We start from the raw sequence: 21,183 nt of genomic DNA on the forward strand, positions 1-21,183 counted from the left end.
GCACCCCATGAGCAGCAACGAGACGCCCCGCGGCCCCGTCGACTCCTCCCGCGTGCCGCGGTACGCGGGGCCCGCCACCTTCGCCCGGCTGCCCCGCCTCGACGAGGTCGGCCGCGCCGACGTCGCCGTCGTGGGCGTGCCGTTCGACTCGGGCGTCTCCTACCGGCCGGGCGCCCGCTTCGGCGGCAACGCCATCCGTGAGGCGTCCCGGCTGCTGCGCCCCTACAACCCCGCGCAGGACGCCTCCCCCTTCGCCCTCGCGCAGGTCGCGGACGGCGGCGACATCGCCGTGAACCCCTTCAACATCAACGAGGCCGTGGAGACGGTCGAGGCCGCCGCCGACGACCTGCTCGGCACCGGCGCCCGCCTGATGACCCTGGGCGGTGACCACACCATCGCCCTGCCGCTGCTCCGCTCCGTCGCGAAGAAGCACGGCCCCGTCGCCCTGCTCCACTTCGACGCCCACCTCGACACCTGGGACACCTACTTCGGCGCCGAGTACACCCACGGCACCCCCTTCCGCCGGGCCGTGGAGGAGGGCGTCCTCGACACCTCCGCCCTCTCCCACGTCGGCACACGCGGCCCGCTGTACGGCAAGCAGGACCTCACCGACGACGAGAAGATGGGCTTCGGCATCGTCACCTCCGCCGACGTCTACCGCCGGGGCGCCGACGAGGTCGCCGACCAGCTGCGGCAGCGCATCGGCGACCGCCCGCTGTACATCTCCATCGACATCGACTGCCTGGACCCCGCCCACGCCCCCGGCACCGGCACCCCCGAGGCCGGCGGCATGACCTCCCGCGAACTGCTGGAGATCCTGCGCGGACTCGCCTCCTGCAACCTGGTCTCCGCGGATGTCGTCGAGGTGGCGCCCGCGTACGATCACGCCGAGATCACCTCGGTCGCCGCGTCGCACACCGCGTACGAGCTGACCACGATCATGTCCCGCCAGATTGCAGAGGCCCGCGCCAAGTGACTCACGACCACGACCTGGAGCTCCGCCCGACCGCCGCACAGACGGAGGCCGCGCTGAACCCTCCCCCCGGCCGCACGGGCGGAGACCTGGTCGTGGAGACCCTGGCCGGGCTCGGCGCCGCCACCGTCTTCGGCCTGCCCGGCCAGCACGCCCTCGCCGTGTTCGACGCCCTGCGCCGCTCCGGCCTGCGCTACGTCGGCCTGCGGATGGAGAACAACGCCGCCTTCGCGGCGGACGCGTACGGCCGGATCACCGGTGAGGCGGCCCCGCTGCTGCTGTCGACCGGGCCGGGCGCCCTGACCTCCCTGGCCGCGCTCCAGGAGGCCGCCGCCGCCTCCGCGCCCGTGCTGGCCATCAGCAGCCAGGTCCCGACGCCGGGCCTCGGCGGTGGCCGTCACGGCTATCTGCACGAACTCCCCGACCAGTCGGCGTCGTTCCGCGGCGTGGTCAAGTCCGTCCACCCGGTGCGCGCGGCGTCCCAGATCCCCTCGGCGATCGCGGAGGCGTGGAAGTCGGCGCTGACCGTGCCGCACGGGCCGGTGTGGGTGGAGATCCCGCAGGACGTCCTCGCCGCGGAGACGGTCCTGCCGGTGGTGACGGCGGTGGACGCCACCCCCGACGAACTGCCCCCGCGCCCCGAACTCACGGCCCTCGCCGCCCACCTGCTGGCGCACGCCGACCGTCCGGCGGTCATCGCGGGCGGGGGAGTGGTCCGTGCGGACGCCTCCGGCAAACTGCGGCAGCTCGCCGAGCGGATCCAGGCCCCGGTGGTCACCACCCCCGGCGGCAAGGGTGCCTTCCCCTGGACCCACCCGCTGTCGCTCCAGTCCTGGCTGGAGGACCGCCACACCACCGACTTCCTCGAGGACGCGGACGTCCTCCTCGTCGTCGGCTCCGGTCTCGGTGAACTCTCCTCGAACTACCACACCTTCACGCCCCGTGGTCAGGTCATCCAGATCGAGGCCGACCTCGGCAAGGTGGAGTCCAACCACCCGGGCCTCGGCATCCACGCCGACGCGCGCCTGGCCCTCCAGGCGCTCCTGGAGACGGTGGAACCCCGCGAGGACGCGGACGCCCCCGAGCGTGTACGGAACCTGCTGGACCGCGTGCGCGAACGGATCGCCGCTCAGGAACTCACCCTGGAACAGCAGGTGCTGACGGCCGTCCGCCGCGCCCTGCCCACCCGGTCGCCGTCCTTCTGGGACATGACGATCCTCGCCTACTGGGCCTGGTCCGCGTTCGACGCCATGGGCCCCAACCATGTGCACTCCGCCCAGGGCGCGGGCGGCCTCGGCTACGGCTTCCCGGCCGCCCTCGGCGCGGCGGTCGCCGACCCCACCCGCCCGGTCCTCGCGGTCTCGGGTGACGGCGGTGCCCTGTACTCGATCGCCGAGCTGGCCACCGCCCGCCAGTACGACCTGGACGTCACCTGGCTGATCGTCGACGACGGCGGCTACGGCATCCTCCGCGAGTACATGACCGACGCGTTCGGCGAGCCCACGGGAACGGAACTGACCCGCCCCGACTATGTGGCCCTCGCCGAGTCCTTCGGCGTCCCGGGCCTGCGCACCACCCCGGAATCCCTGGAGCGGGACCTCGCGAAGGCCCTGTCCGCCCCCGGTCCGTCGGTCGTCGTCCTTCCCGCCGTCCTGCGGATGTTCGCGCCGACGCACCTGGACTGAGCGGGGCCTACGAGATGGCCCGCAGCCTGCCGTGACCCGAACGCTCGCGCAGCAGGCCGACGGCGCGGGCCGTCTCCTCGTCCAAGGGCAGCAGGACGAGCAGCTGCTGGAGGTCCGAGGGGAGGTCCAGCGTCTGCCGGCGCAGCCGGAGCGCGTACCCGGCGGGGTGGCTGAGCCGCAGCTCTCCGCGCGGCGGCACCACGTGGGAGTTCAGCCGCCGGGTGAACTCGGGGCCGGCCGCGGGGGCGAGCTCGGCGGCGAGCCGCTCCGCGTTCTCCATCCTCGGGCCGAGCCACAGGTCGAACGCCTGCTCGTCGGCGACGGCGTCCCAGTCGTCGAAGAAGGTCTGCGCACGGGCGTCGGTGAAGACGTACCGCGTGAGGTTCGGGGCGTCGCCGTCCAGCAGTCCCGTACCGTCCGTCACGGCCTCGTACGCCCCGGTCCACGCGAGGAGGTCGCCCAGCCGGTTGGTCACCACCGCGATGCCCGGTTCGAGCAGGCGGAGGGTCTCCCGCACGGACGGGCGGACCTCACGGCGGGCCGGCTCGGGGCCGAGATGACCGGTGCACTCGTCGCCGGTGACCTTCGCGAGGTAGCGCAGGTGCTCGCGCTCCGCCGTGTTCAGGGCGAGCGCGTCACCGAGGGCGTGCAGCACGGCCACCGAGGGGTTGCGGTCCCGGCCCTGCTCGATACGGGTCAGGTACTCGACGCTGACACCGGCCCGCGCGGCGACGTCCGAGCGGCGCAGTCCCGGCGAGCGGCGGCGGCCGTGATCGGGCAGCCCCAGTTGCTCCGGCTGGATGCTGTCGCGCTTGACCCGGATGAAGTCGCCCAGCGGTGTCCCCATGGCCCCGAGCATAGGACGGCACCCCGCCCCTGGCGGAGGGCTCAGGGTGGCCCTGTCGGGGCCAGCCTGAGCACGGTCTGGTTGCGTCCGCGTCCTGCTTCCAGGGTGGAGGGCATGGACAACAACACCCAGCACAAGCTCGTGGTCGTCGTCGGCAGCGTCCGTGAGGGACGGTTCGGTCCCGTCGTGGGCTCGTGGGTCGCGGAGCAGGCCCGCCGGCACGGCGGCTTCGAGGTGGAGATCGTCGATCTGGCGGACTTCGACATCCCCACGGCGCTGCCGGACGCCCACCCGAAGCTCGCGGCCGACTCCTATCCGCGCCCCGCCGCCATGGCCCCGCTCACGGCGGCGCTGCAGGGCGCCGACGCGTTCCTCGTGGTCACACCGGAGTACAACCACAGCTACCCGGCGTCCCTGAAGGCCGCCATCGACTGGCACTACACCCAGTGGGCGGCGAAGCCCGTCGCCTTCGTCAGCTACGGCGGCGCGGCCGGCGGCCGGCACGCGGTGCTGCACCTGGAGAACGTGCTCACCGAACTGCACGCGGTGACCATCCGCGACGGTCTCGCCTTCCCGCTGTACTACGCCAACTGGCAGGACGGCCGCCCGCTCGACCCGGAGGCCCCGGGCTACGCCAAGAGCCTGCTGGAGCAGCTGTCCTGGTGGGCCGGTGCACTGCGCACGGCCCGCGAGGCGGCCCCCTACCCGGCGTGAGGACGGCGGGAGGACGTCGGTCAGGGCGGTCGGCAGCCACCCTGACCCCCGCCGTCGACGACACCTGCGCCTGTCCTCCGGAGCGCTCTTCCCGCTCTGAGGGAGCGGGGTGCGCACGATGTCGATCACTCGATCGGCTGCGGAAGCGATCCTGCCGACGGTATGTTCCGTGAGGTCGCGGGCTTCCCGGCCGGGCTGTCGTCCTGCGCGGCGACTACCCTGACCACGGAGAGGAGGGCGGCTTGCTACTGAGATTCCGCGTCGCGAACGTACGGTCCCTGCGGGACGAGCAGGAGCTGTCCTTCGTCGCGTCCGGCGACGGACAGGACGCATCGGGGAAACCGGTGGAACTCGCGGGCGGCGGATCCCTCTCGGTGCTCCCGCTGATCGGCATTTTCGGGGCCAACGCCTCCGGGAAGTCGAATGTGCTGAGCGCGATGACCGACATGAGCAAGGCGGTCCTCAACTCCTACGCGCACTGGGCCTCTTACGACGGTATTCCGCGTCACGTCTTCTCCCTGGACCCCAAGAGCGAGAGCGAACCCTCGTTCTTCGAGGTCGATGTCGTCATCGACGGGGTCCGCTGGACGTACGGTTTCGAGCTCGGCGCCAAGCGCGTCGAGTCGGAATGGCTGCACAGCTACCCGCGCGGCCACCGTCAGGAATGGCTCGACCGCGACGCCTCCCGGCCGGACGTCTTCAAGTGGCCCGGCGGACGGGTCAAGGACCGGGCCCAGCTCGTACGGCGTACGCGGCCGAACGCGCTGCTGCTCTCCACGGCCGGCACGGACAACCACCCGCAGCTCTCCCCGCTGTTCCACTGGTTCCGCCGCAACTTCTGGATGATCAGCCCGGAGGTCGAGCGGGACGAGCGCGCGCGATACACCACGAAGGAGCTGTCCGGCCCGAGGGCCACCAGGATCCAGGAGCTTCTGAGGGTCGCCGACCTCGGCATCACGGGAGCGACGGTCGTCAAGGACGGGCCGGGCCGGGACACGGTGAAGCTGACGCACCACTCGGGTGCCGGGGACGTGTCCTTCGACTGGCGGGAGGAGTCCTACGGCACCCGGTCCTGGTTCGCCCTCCTGGGCCCCCTGCTCCTCGCCCTCGACGAGGGCGCGGTCCTCCTCGTCGACGAACTCGACGCCAGCCTGCACTCCCGCTTCGCGGCCGAGGTCGTCCGGCTCTTCCACGACCCGTACGCGAACCCCGAGGGCGCCCAGCTGGTTTTCACGTCGCACGACGCGACGGTGCTCACCACCCCGAGCGGCGAGCGGCTCCTCGACCCGGCGCAGGTGTGGCTGACGGAGAAGGACAAGGACGGGGCGACCGAACTGTATCCGCTCACCGATGCGGAACCGGGCGAGGACGAGGACCTCACACAGTCCTATCTCGCGGGTGCCTTCGGCGGGGTTCCGGCTCTCCTGGAGGGGCAGATCGCGCGGCGGCTGCTGGTGGCGCGTGAGGCCGGCGCGTACGACGGGACAGGCGAGCGAGCGGACGGGGCGGGGCGCGACTGATGGGGCGGGCGCAGAAGGGCAGGGACTCGTGGGAGCGTCCGGCCCGGCGGGGCGGGCAGCGTAAGCGCCAGGTCTTCATCTTCACCGAGGGCAAGGTGACCGAACCCTCGTATCTGGACATCCTCAAGGACCGGGGCGTCCCACTCGCCGACGAAGTCCCGGTGGAGATGCACATCGCCAACCGCAAGGCGGACAGCGGGCGTAAGCCGCTCGACCTCGTCGAGCAGGCGATCAGGCTGAAGCGTGACGAGGACCGCAAGGCGAAGCGGGCCAATCTGGCGGCCAAGTACCTGCCTCAGTTCTGGTGTCTCTTCGACCACGACAACTACACGTACGTCCGCGACGCACTGGACGAGGCGGAGAGGGCGGGCATCGGCGTCGCCTTCTCCCATCCGTGCTTCGAGGTGTGGCGCCTCGCGCACTACAAACCGGTCAGCGGCTCGTTCGGTGGGGTGTGCGACGGGGCGGCCGGCCGGCTCCCGTTCCAGCGAGGCTCCCAGGACGCCAAGACCCCCAAGGTCGTCCTGCCGGATCAGGTCCTGGGCCGCTACAAGGCGGCTCGGAAGAACGCCGAGCGGATGAACGGCCGGCACGCGGCGCATGTGGGCAAGTGGGACAGGGACCCTTACACGGACGTGCACGAGTTCGTGGAGAAGGCGCTGCACATCGACAGCTACTGACCCTTCTCGGCCATGATCACGCGCTGATTTCGGTAGGGCCCGAGCCTCAGCCCTGGGCGGCCCGCATGGGGGTGACCGAGCCGGAACTCGACGTGCGGGACCTGGGGAACCGATGGGGTTCCTACCGGCCGCCGCAGGCCGGGGCGGGCGCCAAGGGTCTGATGAGTCTCGGGTGGCCGCTCTTCCAGCTGCCCATGCATTTGATCGACTACGTCATCGCCCACGAACTGGCCCATGTGAAGGTGTCCGGGCACCGGGAGGACTTCTGGCGGCTGCTGCGGACCGCGCTGCCCGAGTACGAGGAACGGCGGGCGGACCTCGACGAGCTGGGGCGGCGGCTCTGGATGGGTGATGTCCGGTAAGGCGGGCTGAACTCCCCCTCTCCGAGTGGAGGAGTTCAGCCCCGGCGGGGCCTACCAGATCGACTCGACCCACTCCGGGTGGTCGATGAACGGGTTGCGGTTGTGCTGGTAGGAGTCGTGGATGACGTCGTTGCGGCGCTGCTCGAAGGCGTCCGGCGGGTCCTCCTGGTGCCAGGACTTGAGGACGGAGAGCTTCCCCATGTAGGGGTTGCTGCCGTTGTCGACCTGGCCGTTGACCTCCAGGTCCGCCCAGCCGTCGCCGCCCTCGTAGCGGACCGCCATGTAGAAGATCATGCGGGCCACGTCGCCCTTGACGGCGTCCCGGGGCTCGAAGGAGTCGGAGTCGGTGAGGCTGCCGCCGCTGTCGGTGAAGGCGCTGCCGCCGTTGTCGAAGTCCTTGTTGCCCCGGACGCCGTTGACGCGGACGTCCGAGGGACGCAGGTGGTGGATGTCGGTGCCGGGGCCGGTGGAGGTACCGAAGCCGCCGTGGGACTTGGCCCACACGTGCTCGCGGTTCCAGTCGCCGGTGTCCCCGCCGTTGAGGGACTTGCCGCGGGAGAGGCCCGAGTACAGCAGGATCACGTTGCCGCTGTTGCCCGGGTCCTGGTCGGTGACCTTCAGGGCGTCCCAGACCGCCGAGTACGACAGCTTGGTCTGGTCGCTGATGATCGTGTGGAGGGCGTTCTTGAGGGCGTCACCGGTCTTGCCGGCGGCGCCGTCGTAGTACGCGTCGTCGTAGGTGGCCGTGGTGGCCGTGGTGGCCGTGGTGCTGGCCGTGGCCGCGGGGGTCAGGGCGGGGGCGGTGAGGCCGGCGAGGACGGCGGCCGTGGCGAGTGCCACCGCGTTGCGGCGGCGTATGCGGATCGCGGGCATGTGGGGTGTCCGATCTACGCGGGTTGCACAGGGGAGATACCCGCGAGAGTGGCATGCACATGCGGTCAGGTGAGTGGAGGGAGCGTGGCGATTGCGTGACGAGAACCTGTCACTACGCTCTGCGCGTACATCCCGTGCTGTCGCGGAGGGATGAAATCCGCCGCGGCCCGCGTTGGTGCCTTGCGGCAGATCAGGACGATCGGAGGGCACCCGAGTGACACCGCAACGGGGATGGGCAGGACGACTGACCGGGTACGCCTGGCGTCATCGCAAGGACGTCGTCCTCGCACTCGGCTCCTCCCTCGGCGGCATGGCCGTCATGGCGCTCGTCCCGCTGATCACCAAGGTGATCATCGACGACGTCATCGGCGACAGGACCAGGAACATGACCACCTGGGCCGGCCTGCTCGTCGGCGCCGCGCTCGTCGTCTACGTCCTCACCTACATCCGCCGCTACTACGGCGGCCGGCTCGCCCTCGACGTGCAGCACGACCTGCGCACCGAGATGTACGACACGATCACCCGGCTCGACGGCAGACGTCAGGACGAGCTGTCCACCGGGCAGGTCGTCGGCCGTGCCACCAGCGACCTCCAGCTCATCCAGGGCCTGCTCTTCATGCTGCCGATGACCATCGGCAACCTGCTGCTGTTCCTGATCTCCCTGGTCATCATGGCGTGGCTGTCCCTGCCGCTGACCGCCGTCGCCCTGGCCGTCGCCCCCGCCCTGTGGTGGATCGCCAAGCGCAGCCGCGTCCGGCTGCACCCCTCCACCTGGTACGCGCAGGCACAGGCCGGCGCCGTGGCCGGAGTCGTCGACGGCGCGGTCGGCGGCGTCCGCGTGGTGAAGGGCTTCGGGCAGGAGGACCAGGAGACCGGCAAGCTGCGCGAGGTCGGACGGCGGCTGTTCGCCGGGCGGCTGCGCACCGTCCGCCTGAACTCCCGGTACACCCCGGCCCTCCAGGCCGTCCCCGCGCTCGGCCAGGTGGCGATGCTGGCGGTCGGCGGCTGGCTCGCGGTGGGCGGTCACATCACGCTGGGCACCTTCGTCGCCTTCTCCACCTACCTGGCCCAGCTGGTCGGCCCGGTCCGGATGCTCGCCGTGGTCCTCACCGTCGCCCAGCAGGCCCGCGCCGCCACCGAACGCGTCCTGGACCTGATCGACACCGAGCCGTCCCTGACCGACGGCACCAGGGAACTGCCCGCCGACGCCCCGGCGACCGTCGAGTTCGACGACGTCTCCTTCGGCTACGAACCCTCCCGGCCCGTTCTCGACGGCCTCAGCTTCGACATCCGCCCCGGCGAGACCCTCGCCGTCGTCGGCGCCTCGGGCTCCGGCAAGTCCACCGTCTCCCTCCTGCTGCCGCGCTTCTACGACGTCACGCACGGCGCCGTCCTCGTCGGCGGCCACGACGTCCGCGAGCTGACCACCGAGTCCCTGCGCGCGGCCATCGGCCTGGTCCCCGAGGACTCCTTCCTCTTCTCCGACACCGTGCGCGCCAACATCGCCTACGGCCGCCCGGACGCCACCGACGAGGAGATCACCGCCGCCGCCCGCGCCGCCCAGGCCGACCGGTTCATCAGCGAACTGCCCGACGGCTACGACACCACCGTCGGCGAGCACGGACTGACCCTCTCCGGCGGCCAGCGCCAGCGCGTCGCCCTGGCCCGCGCGATCCTCACCGACCCGCGCCTGCTGGTGCTGGACGACGCCACCTCCGCCGTGGACGCCCGCGTCGAGCACGAGATCCACGAGGCGCTGAAGAGCGTGATGCGCGGCCGTACCACGCTGCTGATCGCCCACCGCCGCTCCACCCTCAACCTCGCCGACCGCATCGCCGTCCTCGACGACGGCCGGCTCGCCGACATCGGCACCCACACGGAGCTCCAGCGGCGCTCCGCCCTCTACCGCCGGCTGCTCACCGACCCCGACGAGCTCGGCGGCGTCTCGCCCGGCCACACACCGCCCGCGGGGCCGCAGGAGGAGGACACCTCCGTCCGCGCGGAGCTGGACGCCGAATTCGACGCCGAACGCGGGGTCACCCCCCGGCTGTGGACCGGCGACCGTGAACCCAGGGACACCGCCCTGGCCGACGCCCCCGCGACCCCGGAACTCCTCGCCCAGGTCGAGGCGCTGCCCCCGGCGGACGACGTCCCCGACGTCGACGAGGCCCGCGCGGTCCGCGCCGAGGACTCCTACGGCCTTCGACGCCTCCTGCGCGGCTTCCGCACACCGCTCCTCGTCAGCCTCGGCCTGGTCGCCGTGGACGCCGGCATGGGGCTGCTGCTGCCGGTGCTGATCCGGCACGGCATCGACCAGGGCGTCACGCAGGCCGCCCTCGGCGCGGTCTGGGCGGCCGCCCTGCTGGGGCTGCTCACCGTGCTCGTCCAGTGGTCGGCGCAGGTCGGCGAGATCCGGATGACCGGACGAACCGGCGAACGCGTCCTGTACTCGCTGCGGCTGAAGATCTTCGCCCAGCTCCAGCGGCTCGGGCTCGACTACTACGAGCGCGAGCTGACCGGCCGGATCACCACCCGGATGACGACGGACGTCGACGCGTTGTCGACGTTCCTGCAGACCGGCCTGGTCACGGCGTTCGTCTCCGTGGTCACCTTCTTCGGCATCATGGGCGCCCTGCTGGTCATCGACATCGAGCTCGCCCTGATCGTCTTCGCCACCCTGCCCCCGCTGATCGTCGGCACGTACTTCTTCCGCCGGTCCAGCGTGAAGGCGTACGAACTGGCGCGGGAGCGGGTCTCCGGCGTCAACGCCGATCTGCAGGAGTCGATGTCCGGGCTGCGGATCCTCCAGGCGTTCCGCCGCGAGGGGGACGGCGGGCGCCGGTTCGCCGAGCGCAGCGCGAGCTACCGCAGCGCCCGTATCCGGGGCCAGTGGCTGATCTCGGTGTACTTCCCGTTCGTGCAGTTCCTGTCGTCGGTCGCGGCCGTGGCGGTGCTGGTCGTGGGCGGCGGCCGGGTCGACGACGGCACGCTGGCGATCGGCTCACTGGTGGCGTACCTGCTGTACATCGACCTGTTCTTCGCGCCCGTGCAGCAGCTCTCCCAGGTCTTCGACGGCTACCAGCAGGCGTCCGTCTCGCTGGGCCGCATCCAGGAGCTGCTGCGGGAGCCCACCTCCACACGGCAGCCCGACAAGCCGCTCCCCGTCCCCTCCCTGCGCGGAGACATCGCCTTCGAGGACGTGCGCTTCGCTTACGGGGACGGCGAGGCGGCGCTCGAGGGCATCGACCTCACCATCCCCGCCGGACAGACCGTCGCCTTCGTGGGCGAGACCGGCGCGGGCAAGTCCACCCTGGTCAAGCTGGTCGCCCGGTTCTACGACCCCACGGGCGGGCGGGTCACCGCCGACGGCACCGACCTCAGGGACCTGGACCTCACGGCGTACCGGCACCGGCTCGGCGTCGTCCCGCAGGAGGCGTACCTCTTCCCGGGCACCGTCCGCGACGCCATCGCCTACGGCCGCCCGGACGCCACCGACGCCGAGGTCGAAGCGGCGGCCCGCGCGGTCGGCGCGCACGAGATGATCGCCACGCTGCAGGGCGGCTACCTGCACGAGGTCGCCGAGCGCGGCCGCAACCTCTCCGCCGGCCAGCGCCAGCTGATCGCGCTGGCCCGGGCCGAGCTGGTCGACCCGGACGTCCTGCTCCTCGACGAGGCCACGGCCGCGCTGGACCTCGCCACCGAGGCCCTGGTCAACCAGGCGACCGACCGCCTGGCGGGCCGCCGCACGACGCTGGTCGTCGCCCACCGCCTCACCACCGCCGCCCGCGCCGACCGGGTGATCGTCATGGACGACGGACGGGTCGCGGAGGACGGCACCCACGAGGAACTGCTCCGGCTCGGTGGCGCGTACGCCGCGCTGTGGCGGACGTTCGTCGGCGAGGACGTGCCCGCGCCGGCATGAGGAGCGCCCCCGGCGCGCGGGGCGGGCACGCAGGTGGGGCCCCGCGCAGGTGGGGCGAGTACCCCGCGCAACCATCGGGGCTACGCCAAGCGTCCGTACACGCGTACACAGTTGGGCGCGGTACGGGAGGACGACCGTGGGCAGTGGAGCGATACACCGGCGGCTCGCGCTGGGCCTCGCGGTGCTGACCGCCTCCGGGCTGCTCGCCGTCGCCACGCCCGCCGGGGCCCAGGCCGCCGCCAACTGCCCCGGCCGCAAGATGCGCACCCTGTCGATCTCCACCGGGTCCGTGGCCGTCTACAAACGGGGCGGCTATGTCTGCGCCGTCACCGTCGCGGGGAAGCCGGGCGCCAAGCGGAAGATGTCGGTGAGCGTACGGGCGCGCGGCGGCCGGCCGGTCGTCGACCAGGGCAGCTACAAGTACCACGCGGGCCCGGTGACCGTACACGCCGGACGCCGCTGTGTGTGGGTGAAGGGCAGCGTGGGCAAGGTGTCGGTCAGCTCCGGCTGGATCCTCTGCTGACGGACACCGCGCCGATCGAGGGTTATCCCTAGGTCCCCTGTTGCTGAGGCGAGTTGGTCCGATACCTTCCGGCGCACATCCGTCTCACAGGGGAGTGCGCATGCGCAAGGCGCTCAGATGGCTGCTGGCGCTCACGGTGCTCATAGGCACACTGAGTACGGCCGGGGCGGCCACAGCCGCCGAGCCGGAGGCCGGCACCGCTGACATCAAGGAGAGGCTGCTCTCCGTTCCGGGCATGAGCCTGATCGAGGAGAAGCCGTACGCCGGGTACCGCTTCTTCGTTCTCAACTACACCCAGCCGGTCGACCACCGCAGGCCCGCCAAGGGCACCTTCCAGCAGCGGATCACCGTGCTGCACAAGGACACCGCGCGGCCGACCGTCTTCCACACCGGCGGCTACAGCGTCTCCACGACGCCGCGGCGCGCCGAGCCGACCCAGATCGTGGACGGCAACCAGGTCTCCATGGAGTACCGCTTCTTCACCCCGTCCCGGCCCGAGCCGGCCGACTGGTCGAAGCTGGACATCTGGCAGGCCGCCGGCGACCAGCACCGCATCTTCAAGGCCCTGAAGAAGATCTACTCCGAGAACTGGATCTCCACCGGCGGCTCCAAGGGCGGCATGACCGCCACCTACTACGAGCGCTTCTACCCGCGTGACATGGACGGCGTGGTCGCCTACGTCGCCCCCAACGACGTGGTGAACAGGGAGGATTCCGCCTACGACCGCTTCTTCCGCACGGTCGGCACCAAGGAGTGCCGCGACCGGCTGAACGGGGTGCAGCGCGAGGCGCTGGTGCGCCGGGCGCCGCTGAAGAAGAAGTACGAAGCGGCCGCCGCCGAGAACGGCTACACCTTCGACACCGTGGGCAGTCTGGACCGGGCCTACGAGGCCGTCGTCCTGGACTACGTGTGGGGCTTCTGGCAGTACAGCACGGTGGCCGACTGCGCGGACATCCCGGCGGACGCGAAGAACGCCACCGACGAGGAGATCTGGACCTCGGTCGACACGATCTCCGGCTTCTCGTTCTACACGGACCAGGGCCTGAGCCCGTACACGCCGTACTACTACCAGGCCGGTACGCAGCTGGGCGCGCCGACCATCCACTTCCCGCACATCGAGAGGAAGTACGTCCGCTACGGCTACCAGCCGCCGCGCAACTTCGTGCCCCGCTCCATCGACATGAAGTTCCAGCCGTGGGTCATGCGGGACGTCGACACCTGGGTCCGCCACAACGCCCGTCAGATGCTGTTCGTCTACGGCGAGAACGATCCGTGGGGCGCCGAGCCGTTCCGGGTCGGTCACGGCGCGCGTGACTCGTACGTGTTCACCGCGCCCGGCATGAACCACGGCGCGAACGTGGCCGGTCTGGTCGCGAAGGAGAAGGCGTTCGCCACGGCCCGCATCCTCGACTGGGCGGACGTCGCCCCGACCGCGGTCCAGGAGAACCCGGCGGCCGCGAAGCCGCTGGCGAAGTTCGACGCGAAGCTCGACAAGCGGGACGTCGAACAGCAGCGGACGCTGCGGCCGTAGGACGCGGACGGGACCTGTGCCGGACGGGTCTGGACCGGGCGGGACTAGACCCGGCGGGCGCAGCCCACCGGTGCTGTTCCGCCGAGCCGGACGTAGAGGGCCGTGGACGCCGGGCACTTCGACCGGGCGTCCACGGCCTTCGTCACCTCGAACTCGGGCTGGTACACGCCGCTGCCGTCACAGGCGGTCTCGCGGACCTTGCCGTCGCCCGAACCGTAGACGCAGTCGCCGACGATGGTGCGCGGTCCGCCCCCGCCGCCCGGATCCCCGGGGTGCGGCGGCTGGAGGTGACGCATGCAGGCGTAGCCGCGCGGCACCGCCCCGTCGCCGTCCTCACGGGCAGGGCGCTGCTCGCTGATGTGCAGCACGAAATCCGTCCTCGCCGGGCAGCGCGGCCCGTTCCGCGCCGTCCCGTCGTGGCGGGCGACGACCCGGGCCGCCGCCCGTTCACCGGCGCAGGACACCTCGGTGAAGCTGGTCCGGCCGAAGGAACTGCACTCGCCGACCGCGAGGAAGACCGCCCCGTACCCGGACGTCCGCACCGGCACCGGCGGCCCCGTGGCGGTCCGGTCGCCCAGCCGTCCCTCCCCGTCGACTCCACCGCCCGGCGCGCGCTGGCAGCCGGTGAGCAGGGCCGCGCACACCACCGCCACGCACGCCACCGCGCACACGGCCGGTGACCCCCACCACCTGGTTCTCACGTGCATCGTCATCCCCCGCACACCCCCGACCAGCGTGACCCGGCGGACCGGATCACGCCAGCGATGTGGTGTGGTTTGCGCACCTTGGGTGCAGTGCGTCGGGTGTGTGACGTACGGGTGCTACGCCCGGCTGTGTACGGGTGGGGCTCGTCCGTACGGGACTAGAACCTCAGCCCGTACCCGACCGGGTACAGCGCCGCCGCCGGGTCGTCCGCCCGTTGCACCGGCACCGGCAGGGTCCCGCGCGGGTTCACCCTGCCGGCGATCACCCGTGCCGCCGCCCGCAGTTCGACGTCCGTCCAGGAGTACGAGGCCAGATACGCCTGCACCCCGGGCAGATGGGCCACGTCGTAGGGGTTGCGGATCGCGACCGCGACGACCGGCTTCCCGGTGGCCAGCAGCTGCTCGACGAGTGTCTTCTGGCTGCTGGAGGCGCTGACGTTGTACGTCCCGACGATCACCGCGTCCGCGTCCTGCGCCGCCGCCACCGCCTTGGCGATCGTCGCCCCGGACGGTGCCGTGCCGGTGGACAGCGCGGTGGCCGTGAAGCCCAGCCCGGTCAGGGCGTCCGCGAGGACCCCGGTGGGCGGGCCCGTCGTGCCGGACGGGGAGGCCGGGTCCGCGCCGACCACGAGCAGCCGGGGCTGCCTGCGCCGGGACAGCGGCAGCAGGCCGCCCTCGTTGACCAGCAGGGTCGTGGTGCGCTCGGTGATCCGGTCGGCGGTGGCCAGGTGCGCCCGGGTGCCGACGGTGCGGTCGACGCCTGCGTGGGAGACGTACGGGTCCTTGAAGAGGCCCAGCCGCGCCTTCAGCCGCAGCACCCGCAGGATCGACTCCTCCAGCCGGTCCTCGGTCAGCTCACCGTCCCGCACGGCGTTCAGCACCGCGTTCCACGCGACGTCCAGGGAGGGCGGGTTGAGCAGCTGGTCCACGCCCGCCTTCAGGGCCAGCACCGCCACCCGGTCGTCGCCGTACTTCGTGCGTACGCCCTCCATGCCGAGGGAGTCGGTGACCACCACCCCGTCATAGCCCAGCTCGTCGCGGAGGATGCCGGTGAGGATCGGGTGGGAGAGGGTGGCCGGGTCCTCGGAGCCGTCGAGGGCCGGCACCACGATGTGGGCGGTCATGATCGAGTCGATGCCGGCGGCGACCGCCGCCCGGAACGGCGGCGCGTCCAGCTCGTCCCACTGCTCGCGGGTGTGGTGGATGTAGGGCAGGTCGTCGTGGCTGTCGGTGACCGTGTCGCCGTGGCCGGGGAAGTGCTTGGCCGTCGAGGCGACGCCGGACGTCTCGTACCCCTTGATCTCCGAGGTGACCAGCCGCGCGACCGCCTCCGGGTCCGAACCGAAGGAGCGGACGCCGATGACCGGGTTGGCCGGGTTGACGTTGACGTCGGCCACGGGGGAGTAGTTCTGCCGGATGCCCAGCGCGCGCAGTTCGCGGCCGGCCACCCGGCCGAGGGCGCCGGCGTCGGCCCGTGAACCGCCCGCCCCGACGGCCATCGCCCCCGGGAGCAGGGTGGCGGGCTGTCCCACGCGGGCCACGATGCCGTGTTCCTGGTCGGTGGAGATGAGCACGGGCAGGCCGCGCGGCAGGCCGAGGGAGGCCTTCTGGATGCCGTTGGACAGATCCGCGATCTGGTGCGGGGCACGGGTGTTGTGCGCCCACGCGAAGTAGATGATGCCGCCGACCCGGTACCTGGCCAGCAGCTCGGCTGCCGTGCGGACCCCGATCTCCTCGAGGTTGGCGTCGATGTCGGCCTGGTCCGGATCGGTGGCGGAGTGCCCGTAGACCCGCATCACGAACAGCTGCCCGACCTTCTCCTCCAGCGTCATGCGGGAGATCAGGGCGCGCAGGCTCTTGTCGTCGGGGCCGTGCGGGCCGGTGGCCGCGTGGACGGTGCCGCCGGCCGCCAGGGCGGTGGTGACGCCCGCCGTCGCGGCGAGAACGGTACGTCTGGACGGACGTGCGGTGCTTCCCGTGCTTCCGGTGCTGCTGTCGGGCACGTGCGCTCCTTTGGAAGGTGATCCGCGGGGGGACCGGGATTCACTGAAGGGCATCCTCTGGAAGCTTCCCTGAAGGAAACTGCCAGGACGTCACCAATATCCGGGAAGTTTCTGCCAGTCAAGGGAATGCGCAGCAACCGGTGAGGGCTTCCTGGCGGTCGGCGGCAGAGAGGGCGCCACGCCGACGCCTCTGCCGCCGACCGCCAGGAGCCCCTCGAGTCCCATCGTGACGCCCCGCCGACGCCGACGCGGGGCGACCGCGTCCGGACCGGTGTGGCGTGGACGACGGCCGGCCCCTGCGGTGGGCCGCGGAGCCGACGGGTCGGCCGCGGTCAGTGCGCCGACGCGGCGGGCCAGTGCTCGCCCAGTGTGCGGACCGTCTCCGCGATCGCCGGACGGCGCGCCGCCCCGGTGCGCCACAGCGCGTACAGCCGCCGTACGGGCATGGGGTCGAGCGGCACCTCCACCACCCCCTCGGGCATCGGGCCGCGCCCCAGCCGGGGGATCAGCGCGATGCCCAGCCCGGCCGCGACCAGGGCGACCAGTGTCGGGTTCTCGTCGGCCTGGTGGACGATCTCCGGTTCGTGCCCGGCCGTGCGCAGGGTGCGCATCAGCCACTCGTGACAGACCCGCCCCGGCGGCTGGCAGATCCACCGCTCCCCGCCCAGTTCCTCCCGCCGCACCGCCGTACGCCCCGCGAAGCGATGATCTCCCGGCACCAGCAGATCGCACAGATCGTCCCCGATGACCGCCTGCTCCACCCCCGCCGGGGCGGGCAGCGGCGCGATGTCCCAGTCGTGCGCGACCACGAGATCCACCGCGCCCTTGGCGACCAGGTCCACGGAGAGGTGCGGGTCGATCTCCGTCAGCCGGGTGTCGAGCGCGGGATGCCTGCGGGCCAGGTCGGCCAGCACGGACGGCATCAGCCCGCGCGCCGCCGACGCGAACGCGGCGATGGCCAGCCGCCCGGCCGGCACCCCGCGCCGCTCCTCCAGCTCCGTCTCCGCCCGCTCCACGATCGCGATCAGTTCCCGCGCGGTACGCACGAGTTGATGCGCCTCGTCGGTCAGCCGTACGCCCCGGCCCTCCCGCTCCAGCAGCACCGTCCGCGTCTCCCGCTCCAGCTTGGCGATCTGCTGGGAGACGGCGGACGAGGTGTACCCGAGCGCCACGGCGGCGGCACCGACGGTGCCGTGCACCGAGACGGCGTGCAGGGCGCGCAGACGCTGGAGGTCGAGCATGGCGGCGGCTCCCCGTCGATGGCCGGCGACGCGTCACCACCGTCGATCGGCGACGCCTCACAGATTAGCGATGCTTCATCCAACCATGCAGGAATCATCGATGGTGCTGAACTGTGGTCGGCGGTGATCCTCGATGCATGCGACCTGCCCACATACTCCTCGCCGTCCTCGTCGCCGCCGTCTGGGGAGTGAACTTCACCGTCATCGAGGTCGGGCTCGACCACTTCCCCCCGCTGCTCTTCTCCGCCCTGCGCTTCCTCGTCGCCGCGCTGCCGGCGGTGTTCCTCGTGGGACGGCCCAAGGTGGCGTGGAAGTGGATCGTGGGGGTGGGGCTGGCGCTCGGGGTGGCCAAGTTCGGGCTGCTGTTCGTCGGCATGGACGCGGGCATGCCGGGCGGACTGTCCTCCCTGGTGCTCCAGATCCAGGCGGTGTTCACGGCCCTGTTCGCCTTCACGCTCCTCGGTGAACGCCTCTCCCGCGTCCGTCTGGCCGGCATGGCCGTGGCGCTGGCCGGTATCGGCGTGGCGGCGGTCGACGAGGGCAGTTCGGGCCCGCTCCTCGGGTTCGCCCTGGTCGTCGCGGCGGCCGCCTGCTGGGGAGTCTCCAACATCCTCACCCGCAAGGCGGCGCCCCCGGACGCCCTGAACTTCATGATCTGGGTGAGCACCGTCCCGGTCCTCCCCCTCCTCGCCCTCTCCCTCCTCCTGGAGGGCCCGTCCAGAGACCTGGACGCGCTTCGCTCCCTGGACTGGCAGGGCGCGGGCACGGTGCTCTTCGTCGCCTGGGTCGCCACGGTCTTCGGCTTCGGTGCCTGGGGCTGGCTGCTGCGCCGCCACCCCGCCTCCACGGTCGCCCCCTTCTCCCTCCTCGTCCCCGTCTTCGGCATGTCCTCGGCCGCCCTGTTCCTGGGCGAGTCGATGACCCCGCTGCGATGGTGGGCGGCGGCCCTGCTGGTGGGCGGGGTGGCCCTGGCCTCGGTGACACCACGCCGGCCCGCGGCCACACCGCCGCCGGCTCTCCGTCACAAGGGAATCCCGGCCGGAGCGAGCAGCGGCAACCCGGACGCGGGGCGGTGAAACCCCTGGGGCGCGGGGAACTGCGCGACCGGCCACGCCGAAACCCGCACCCGCCCCGACCCGGAGGGACTACGCCGACTCGGTCAGCAGCCGCGTCAGATGCTCGCGCCCGGGCGCCAGCAGTCCGGGCAGCGGCGCGGCGTCCGCGTACCACCGCTTCTCGTACTCCCAGCACAGCCAGCCGTCCCAGCCGTGCCGGGAGAGCACCTCCAGGCACTCGGCCAGCGGCAGCACCCCCGCACCGAGCGGCAGCGGGGTCGTGTCGTCGGCCGAGGCGATGTCCTTGACCTGGACATAGCCGAGGTGCGGCGAGAGCGCCGCGAAGCTGTCCACGGGCTGCTCACCGCCGAGCCAGGTGTGCATCACGTCCCACAGCGCACCCACCTGCCGGTGCCCGACCAGACCGAGCACCCGCATCGCGTCGGCCCCGGTGCGGTGCGAGTCATGCGTCTCCAGCAGAATCCGTACCCCCAGGTCGGCCGCGTACTCGGCGGCCGTACCCAGCCGCCGGGCGGCCGTCGCGTCCGCCTCCTCCGCGGTCTGCTCGTCGCCACCGCCGGGGAAGACCCGGACGAAGGGCGCGCCGATGTCCCGGGCGAGGTCGAGGAGGGCCCGGATCTCCCCGATGACGGCATCGTCCTCACCGGGCGCGGCGGCCCGGACGTATCCGGCGAGGCCCAGGATCTCGACGCCGGCCGCCTTGAACCCGGCGGCGACATCGGCGCGTTGTACGGGAGTGAGGCCCGGGTGGACGGGTTCCTCGGGGTGGGCGCGCAACTCGACGCCGTGGTAACCGTGCGCGGTCGCGAGACCCAGCACGTCGGCGAGGGGCAGGCCGGGGACACCGAGGGTGGAGAACGCCAGCTTCATAAAAACGGACACTACCCGCGACCACCCGGGCCGACTCCCCCTCATTACTCCGTGAGCGACTCCGTGAGCGCGGGAAACCACGCACCAAGCCCCCTCCAGGGGCGCGGTGAGCTACGCGCCAAGCCGCAACCCACCCGCACCCGCCCCCACACCACCGCCGGGGGCGCCAGGATCCACGCGACACCTCACCAAGCCCCCTCCAGGGGCGCGGGGAACTGCGCGCCAAGCCGCAACCCACCCGCACCCGCCCTCACACCACCGCCGGGGGCGCCAGCATCCACGCGACACCTCACCACGCCCCTCCAGGGGCGCGGGGAACTGCGCACCTCACCACAACGCCGCGCACGGATCCAGGGGCGCGAAGAACTGCGCACCTCACCACAACGCCGCGCACGGATCCAGGGGCGCGGGGAACTGCGCACCTCACCACAACGCCGCGCACGGATCCAGGGGCGCGGGGAACTGCGCATCCCGCACCCGCCACCCGCGACCCCACCCCTCACCCCCGAGGCCCCGCCACAGACCCCCGCACCATCAACTCCCCCCGCACCACCGCGATCCCCCCGGGCGGCGCCTCCTCCCGCCCCATAGCGATCCGCCCCGCCCGACCCCCCGCCTCCGCCAACGGCAACCGCACCGTCGTCAGCGCCGGCACCACATCGATGCTGAACGGCAGATCGTCGAACCCCGCCACCGACACATCGTCCGGAATCCGCCTCCCCGATTCCCGCAGCGCCGCACACGCCCCCAGCGCGACGGAGTCGTTCGCCGCCACCACCGCCGTCAGCGACGGATCCCGCCGCAGCAGCTCGAGCGTCGCCTCGTACCCCGACCGCCGGTCGTACTGCCCGTGCACGGTCCACCGGGGATCCTCCTCGACCCCGTGCGCCGCCAGCGCCGCCCGATGCCCTTCGAGCCGGTGACGTGTCGTCGTGCGTTCCAGGGGCCCCGCGATGTACCCGAGCCGCCGGTGCCCCAGCCCGAGCAGATGCTCCGTGAGTTCCTGCCCCCCGCCCCGGTTGTCGAAGGTCAGCGCGATCGCCCCGGTCTCCGGCGCCTGCGGACGCCCGCACAGCACCACCCGCGTCCCGGCCTCCGCCAGTTTCCGCAGCTTCGCCTCCGTCGCCGCCCGGTGCGGGGCGTCCTCGATCGCGCCGCCGGTCAGTACGACCGCCGCCGCCCGCTGCCGCTGGAGCAGGGTGAGATAGGTCAGTTCACGCTCGGGCGAGCCCCCGGTGTTGCACACGACCGCGAGTCTCTCCCCGCCCGCGCGTCCACCCGGCCCTCCGATCTCCCCCTGGATGGCGCTCGCCATGATCCCGAAGAACGGGTCGGCGATGTCGTTCACCAGGATGCCGACCAGGTCGGACGTGGCGGCGGCCAGGGCGCTCGCGGGTCCGTTGAGCACGTAGTCCAGTTCGTCCACGGCCTTCAGCACCCGCTCCCGGGTGGACGCGGCCACGGGATAGTTCCCGTTGAGCACGCGTGACACCGTCGCGGGTGAGACCTGTGCGCGCGCCGCCACGTCCGCCAGGGTCACCGTCATGTCTCGTCCTCCGGTCGCGCGTCTCGTCGTCGTTCCGAGCAGACCCTACGGCTCCACGCCCGTTTGTTCGCCCCCTCGAACAAGTCGGCCGCGCGACGGTCTTGTCCCGACCG

17 protein-coding genes are annotated in these 21,183 nt (G+C 72.1%); 10 read left to right on the plus strand and 7 right to left on the minus strand.

Annotation, left to right across the window (positions count from 1 at the left end; genetic code table 11):
* Window positions 1–7 precede the first annotated feature (7 nt).
* On the plus strand, window positions 8–976 hold the full coding sequence (speB, locus tag HTV45_RS09340) for an agmatinase (protein WP_215205189.1): 969 nt from the start codon (window positions 8–10) through the stop codon (window positions 974–976).
* Window positions 973–2,658 (plus strand): thiamine pyrophosphate-binding protein, encoded by a 1,686-nt coding sequence (locus tag HTV45_RS09345; RefSeq protein WP_215205190.1) that lies wholly within the window; start codon window positions 973–975, stop codon window positions 2,656–2,658. The genes speB and HTV45_RS09345 overlap by 4 nt, the downstream gene beginning before the upstream one ends.
* Before the next feature lie 7 nt (window positions 2,659–2,665).
* On the opposite strand, the gene HTV45_RS09350 is transcribed toward HTV45_RS09345, so the two are convergent.
* Complete coding sequence (locus HTV45_RS09350) at window positions 2,666–3,505, minus strand: helix-turn-helix domain-containing protein (RefSeq protein ID WP_215205191.1); 840 nt, start codon at window positions 3,503–3,505, stop codon at window positions 2,666–2,668.
* A gap of 114 nt (window positions 3,506–3,619) precedes the next feature.
* On the opposite strand from HTV45_RS09350, the gene HTV45_RS09355 reads away from it, so the two are divergent.
* From HTV45_RS09355 to HTV45_RS34180, 4 genes are all read left to right on the plus strand, one after another.
* The gene (locus HTV45_RS09355) at window positions 3,620–4,219 is read left to right on the plus strand and encodes an NADPH-dependent FMN reductase (RefSeq protein ID WP_215205192.1); all 600 of its coding nucleotides are present in this window, start codon (window positions 3,620–3,622) and stop codon (window positions 4,217–4,219) included.
* 242 nt (window positions 4,220–4,461) lie between these two features.
* Window positions 4,462–5,739: an ATP/GTP-binding protein gene (locus tag HTV45_RS09360; protein ID WP_215205193.1), complete on the plus strand. Its 1,278-nt coding sequence runs from the start codon at window positions 4,462–4,464 to the stop codon at window positions 5,737–5,739.
* Window positions 5,739–6,419, plus strand: coding sequence for an RloB family protein (locus HTV45_RS34175; protein WP_251691806.1), 681 nt, complete (start codon window positions 5,739–5,741; stop codon window positions 6,417–6,419). The genes HTV45_RS09360 and HTV45_RS34175 overlap by 1 nt, the downstream gene beginning before the upstream one ends.
* Window positions 6,350–6,781, plus strand: a complete 432-nt coding sequence (locus HTV45_RS34180; RefSeq protein ID WP_308309358.1) for a M48 family metallopeptidase — start codon at window positions 6,350–6,352, stop codon at window positions 6,779–6,781. Before HTV45_RS34175 ends, HTV45_RS34180 begins: the two co-directional genes overlap by 70 nt.
* Before the next feature lie 51 nt (window positions 6,782–6,832).
* Here HTV45_RS34180 and HTV45_RS09370 read toward each other — a convergent pair whose 3' ends face one another.
* A complete protein-coding gene (locus tag HTV45_RS09370; protein ID WP_215205194.1) occupies window positions 6,833–7,654 on the minus strand; it encodes an endonuclease I family protein in 822 nt (273 codons plus the stop codon).
* Between the two features lie 214 nt (window positions 7,655–7,868).
* Between HTV45_RS09370 and HTV45_RS09375 the strand changes: the two genes are divergently transcribed.
* The 3 genes from HTV45_RS09375 to HTV45_RS09385 all read left to right on the plus strand — a co-directional run bounded on the left by HTV45_RS09375 (window position 7,869) and on the right by HTV45_RS09385 (window position 13,630).
* Entirely contained in the window at window positions 7,869–11,576 is a 3,708-nt protein-coding gene (locus HTV45_RS09375) for an ABC transporter ATP-binding protein (protein ID WP_215205195.1), read from the plus strand.
* A gap of 136 nt (window positions 11,577–11,712) precedes the next feature.
* On the plus strand, window positions 11,713–12,099 hold the full coding sequence (locus HTV45_RS09380; RefSeq protein ID WP_215205196.1) for a hypothetical protein: 387 nt from the start codon (window positions 11,713–11,715) through the stop codon (window positions 12,097–12,099).
* Between the two features lie 100 nt (window positions 12,100–12,199).
* Window positions 12,200–13,630 carry a S28 family serine protease gene (locus HTV45_RS09385; protein ID WP_215205197.1) on the plus strand — a complete coding sequence of 477 codons (1,431 nt, stop codon included), beginning with the start codon at window positions 12,200–12,202 and terminating at the stop codon, window positions 13,628–13,630.
* A gap of 44 nt (window positions 13,631–13,674) precedes the next feature.
* On the opposite strand, the gene HTV45_RS09390 is transcribed toward HTV45_RS09385, so the two are convergent.
* From HTV45_RS09390 to HTV45_RS09400, 3 genes are all read right to left on the minus strand, one after another.
* Window positions 13,675–14,343 carry a hypothetical protein gene (locus HTV45_RS09390; protein ID WP_251691810.1) on the minus strand — a complete coding sequence of 223 codons (669 nt, stop codon included), beginning with the start codon at window positions 14,341–14,343 and terminating at the stop codon, window positions 13,675–13,677.
* 149 nt (window positions 14,344–14,492) lie between these two features.
* Window positions 14,493–16,337, minus strand: coding sequence for a glycoside hydrolase family 3 protein (locus tag HTV45_RS09395; RefSeq protein WP_215205198.1), 1,845 nt, complete (start codon window positions 16,335–16,337; stop codon window positions 14,493–14,495).
* Window positions 16,338–16,669: 332 nt separating this feature from the next.
* Entirely contained in the window at window positions 16,670–17,578 is a 909-nt protein-coding gene (locus HTV45_RS09400; protein WP_215205199.1) for a LysR family transcriptional regulator, read from the minus strand.
* Between the two features lie 137 nt (window positions 17,579–17,715).
* Here HTV45_RS09400 and HTV45_RS09405 point away from each other — a divergent pair, with 137 nt between their 5' ends.
* Window positions 17,716–18,654 carry an EamA family transporter gene (locus HTV45_RS09405; RefSeq protein WP_251691814.1) on the plus strand — a complete coding sequence of 313 codons (939 nt, stop codon included), beginning with the start codon at window positions 17,716–17,718 and terminating at the stop codon, window positions 18,652–18,654.
* 69 nt (window positions 18,655–18,723) lie between these two features.
* On the opposite strand, the gene HTV45_RS09410 is transcribed toward HTV45_RS09405, so the two are convergent.
* Together HTV45_RS09410 and HTV45_RS09415 are read right to left on the minus strand one after the other, a co-directional pair.
* A complete protein-coding gene (locus HTV45_RS09410) occupies window positions 18,724–19,524 on the minus strand; it encodes a sugar phosphate isomerase/epimerase (RefSeq protein ID WP_215205200.1) in 801 nt (266 codons plus the stop codon).
* 499 nt (window positions 19,525–20,023) lie between these two features.
* Window positions 20,024–21,070 (minus strand): LacI family DNA-binding transcriptional regulator, encoded by a 1,047-nt coding sequence (locus HTV45_RS09415; RefSeq protein ID WP_215205201.1) that lies wholly within the window; start codon window positions 21,068–21,070, stop codon window positions 20,024–20,026.
* Between the last annotated feature and the right edge of the window lie 113 nt (window positions 21,071–21,183).

It is taken from the genome of Streptomyces sp. CHD11 (assembly GCF_018638295.1).
GTDB lineage: Bacteria > Actinomycetota > Actinomycetes > Streptomycetales > Streptomycetaceae > Streptomyces.

Excerpts from the sequence above, each read along its gene's own strand:
- speB (WP_215205189.1), top strand. The coding sequence starts at position 8 with ATGAGCAGCAACGAGACGCCCCGCGGCCCCGTCGACTCCTCCCGCGTG.
- HTV45_RS09350 (WP_215205191.1), bottom strand. The coding sequence starts at position 3,505 with ATGGGGACACCGCTGGGCGACTTCATCCGGGTCAAGCGCGACAGCATC.
- HTV45_RS09355 (WP_215205192.1), top strand. The coding sequence starts at position 3,620 with ATGGACAACAACACCCAGCACAAGCTCGTGGTCGTCGTCGGCAGCGTC.
- HTV45_RS34175 (WP_251691806.1), top strand. The coding sequence starts at position 5,739 with ATGGGGCGGGCGCAGAAGGGCAGGGACTCGTGGGAGCGTCCGGCCCGG.
- HTV45_RS09370 (WP_215205194.1), bottom strand. The coding sequence starts at position 7,654 with ATGCCCGCGATCCGCATACGCCGCCGCAACGCGGTGGCACTCGCCACG.
- HTV45_RS09385 (WP_215205197.1), top strand. The coding sequence starts at position 12,200 with ATGCGCAAGGCGCTCAGATGGCTGCTGGCGCTCACGGTGCTCATAGGC.
- HTV45_RS09390 (WP_251691810.1), bottom strand. The coding sequence starts at position 14,343 with ATGACGATGCACGTGAGAACCAGGTGGTGGGGGTCACCGGCCGTGTGC.
- HTV45_RS09400 (WP_215205199.1), bottom strand. The coding sequence starts at position 17,578 with ATGCTCGACCTCCAGCGTCTGCGCGCCCTGCACGCCGTCTCGGTGCAC.
- HTV45_RS09405 (WP_251691814.1), top strand. The coding sequence starts at position 17,716 with ATGCGACCTGCCCACATACTCCTCGCCGTCCTCGTCGCCGCCGTCTGG.
- HTV45_RS09410 (WP_215205200.1), bottom strand. The coding sequence starts at position 19,524 with ATGAAGCTGGCGTTCTCCACCCTCGGTGTCCCCGGCCTGCCCCTCGCC.
- HTV45_RS09415 (WP_215205201.1), bottom strand. The coding sequence starts at position 21,070 with ATGACGGTGACCCTGGCGGACGTGGCGGCGCGCGCACAGGTCTCACCC.